At 45.9% G+C, this 3,180-nt stretch carries 3 protein-coding genes and 1 pseudogene; 3 read left to right on the top strand and 1 reads right to left on the bottom strand.

From position 1 onward, the window contains the following. The first annotated feature begins 123 nt into the window (after window positions 1–123). A complete protein-coding gene (locus tag IM477_RS18915; protein WP_287733047.1) occupies window positions 124–567 on the top strand; it encodes an SPASM domain-containing protein in 444 nt (147 codons plus the stop codon). A gap of 178 nt (window positions 568–745) precedes the next feature. Here IM477_RS18915 and trpA read toward each other — a convergent pair whose 3' ends face one another. Continuing rightward, window positions 746–1,540 (bottom strand): tryptophan synthase subunit alpha, encoded by a 795-nt coding sequence (gene trpA, locus IM477_RS18910; RefSeq protein WP_287733046.1) that lies wholly within the window; start codon window positions 1,538–1,540, stop codon window positions 746–748. Window positions 1,541–1,804: 264 nt separating this feature from the next. Between trpA and IM477_RS18905 the strand changes: the two genes are divergently transcribed. After that, a complete protein-coding gene (locus IM477_RS18905; RefSeq protein WP_287733045.1) occupies window positions 1,805–2,722 on the top strand; it encodes a glycosyltransferase family 2 protein in 918 nt (305 codons plus the stop codon). Between the two features lie 279 nt (window positions 2,723–3,001). Further along, window positions 3,002–3,180, top strand: a pseudogene (locus tag IM477_RS18900) (IS5/IS1182 family transposase); the annotation flags it as partial.

The raw sequence follows: 3,180 nt of genomic DNA, 5'->3' as shown, positions 1-3,180 counted from the left end.
TTTGTGGAAGCCTTGGAAGCTTTTCGGACAGCGATGTCTTTCCGTTTCTTTGAGTGGCTGACCGAGAATCGGGATGTGTTTGCCGCTTACAAAGCCAGTTTAGGCTTTGTTTGGGCTTGAAATTTGTTTAAGTCCCACTATACCGGGGGCAATATCCGCGATCGCTCCCTGCGCCAGATTATCGAAGAGGCCGAAGAACTGCGCTTCAACCTCGGTGCGGGAACCCCGAAGGGAACCGATCATCTCTGGGGATTCTGTAAAACCTGCGAGTTCGCCGAACTCTGCCGCGGTGGTTGTAGTTGGACGGCTCATGTTTTCTTCGATCGCCGGGGGAACAATCCCTACTGTCACCACCGGGCGTTAAAACAAGCGGAGAAGGGAATCCGAGAGAGATTCTACCTCGATCGCCCTGCAGCGGGAATTCCCTTCGATAACGGCCAATTCGCGCTGGTAGAAGAACCCTTCCATTCTCCCCTAGCCAATGATCCCCTCGCCTTCAGTGCCGACGCGATCCAATGGCCAGAAAGCTGGCAAAACAAAACCCCCGTACTCACCCCCACAATCTAACCATGAACGAGAACCCGAACCCTATCCCCCCCATCCTACCCCGATCGGCGTGGGAGAGCCAGATCGCCTATCTCCGGGCTGTATTCCGAGCAAAAAAAGCACTGGATGAAATTGAACGAATTCATAACGAGAAGACATGAACGCTCGCTCTAATCCGCATCCACTAACTCCTTATCCCTCACTGAATCGCCTGTTTTAAACTACGACAGAATTCTTCGAGGGATTTTAACCCATCGCTGGGGGAATTATCGGCTAGACGTTTAACCATGGCACTGCCGACAATTACCGCATCAGCACCCCAGTTTTTCACCTGTAGTGCCTGTGTCGGGTCAGAAATGCCAAATCCTACCCCCACGGGTTTATCGGTGACAGAACGGATAGAATCGAGCAATTCCTCCACTCTGGTGGCCACTTGCTTCCGCATTCCCGTCACTCCCGTGACACTCACCAGATAAATAAAACCTTGGGATTGCCTGGCGATCGCTTGTATTCGTTCCGGGGGACTGGTAGGCGCTACCAATAAAATCACTTCAATTCCCTTAGCGGCAGCCGGTTGCAGCAGACTTTCCGCTTCCTCTAGGGGTAAATCGGGAACCACCAAACCACTCACCCCAGCTGCTTTAATTTGGTCTAAAAAGACATCTATCCCGCGATGATAGATGGGATTATAGTAAGTAAAGAGAATAATCGGAGCTTTCACCTCTCCCTGAGCATTTTTGACGATTTCTAGCACATCTTCCAACTTGACACCCCGATTTAAAGCGCGGGTGGCCGCCGCTTGAATAACCGGACCATCCGCAAGAGGATCGGAATAGGGAACCCCCAACTCGATCAGATCGGCCCCTGCCCGGTCTAAAATGCGTAAAGCTTGGGCAGTAGTGGACAAATCGGGATCACCGGCAGTAATAAAGGGAATTAAGGCACAATTCCCCTGGGAACGGAGAGAACGAAAACACTCGGAAACAGCAGTCATCGAAAATTACTGGAGACATAAAGCACCGTCTATTATCTCATGGTGGGGAATAGCTCATTGCTGGTTGCCGCAAGCTCAGGTAAAGAATTTTTCAAGTAATACTTAAGAAATATTGACAAAATGGCGATCGAGGTTAGAATAGGCTCAGTCTGACAGTTTTAAAAAAATTTCTTGGATAATAAGGGTTTTCATTCCGCTTTTTCCAGTACACAATAGGACTACTGCCCGATCGGGTTTCGTATAATCAAACACCATATTATATCTATGTTTTCCATTTACATTCTCACCCATAACGAAGAAATTGATATTGCCGCCTGTGTGGAATCGGCACTTCTATCCGATGATGTGATTGTGGTTGACTCCTACAGTAGCGATCGCACAGTAGAGATTGCTTCTCGTTATCCAGTGCGCGTGATTCAGCATCAATTCGAGAGTCATGGTAAACAAAGAACTTGGATGTTAGAAAATATCGAGACTAAATACGATTGGGTTTATATTCTCGAAGCAGATGAAAGGATGACACCCCAACTCTACGCAGAATGTCTGCGCGCCACTCAACAGAAAGAATTTACTGGTTTTTATGTGGCCGAAAGAGTTATGTTTATGGGAACTTGGATCCGTCGCAGCACCCAGTATCCCCGTTATCAAATGCGTCTATTTAGAAAAGATCAAGTCTGGTTTAGCGATTATGGTCACACGGAAAGAGAAGAATGTCTGGGAAAAACCTCTTTTTTACAAGAAACCTATCCCCACTATACCTGTAGTAAAGGTTTAAGTCGTTGGATTGAAAAACATAATCGTTATTCTACCGATGAAGCGGCAGAAACCCTACATCAGTTGGCTAACGGTGGTGTTAGTTGGAAAAAATTATTTTTTGGTAAAACCGAAGTAGATAGACGGAGAGCTTTAAAAGATTTATCTCTACGATTGCCTTTTCGTCCCTTGCTTCGTTGGTTTTATATGTATTTTATCTTGGCGGGAATTCTCGATGGTAAAGCTGGTTTTGCTTGGTGTACTTTGCAAGCTTTTTATGAGTATTTGATCCTCTTAAAAGTGGCGGAAATGAAACAGGGTTTACCCACTCCCCCCGAAGTGAGAAATCCTTTTCATCCCCCGCAAAATGGTGACAATAGTAATTCCCATAGGCCCGATTTCGTCTCCCTAAAAGGAAAAGCCGATTAACATTCAACCATTATTAATCAGTCAGCAATCACCTAACAACAACCTAGAGATAAAAAGCAATCCTGATCCATTTTTTATTAGCTGTGACATCAATTTCACGGCTGTTGTCTCATCTCAAGCTGTACTGTATTTAGGGTTTGCTGAATAAATCTAAAAACCTTACAGGAAAGGGCTTTTAGCTTGATTGAGAGCTTCCCAAATGCACTTAAATCTGCTAGAATCTCTTAAAACCCTTGCATCACCCTTGCATCACCCTTGCATCTTCTCTAATTAGTGCTAATGTACCGTAAAAGCGAGTTACCCTCAACCCCACCAGAAAACTTCGAGCTGCCCTTTGAGGGGAAATTATCCCAAGATAATCGTTGGGTAATTATGGCCAACCTCATTCCCTGGTCAGAATTTGAAGCGGAATACGCATCACTTTTTTCAGAAGAAATGGGCGCACCCGCCAAAACATT

Origin of the sequence: Microcystis sp. M090S1 (assembly GCF_020246295.1) — a bacterium.
GTDB classification, from domain to species: Bacteria; Cyanobacteriota; Cyanobacteriia; order Cyanobacteriales; family Microcystaceae; genus Microcystis; species Microcystis aeruginosa.
The sequence above is the reverse complement of the archived record's forward strand: the minus strand, read 5'-3'. Positions and strand labels throughout refer to the sequence as shown.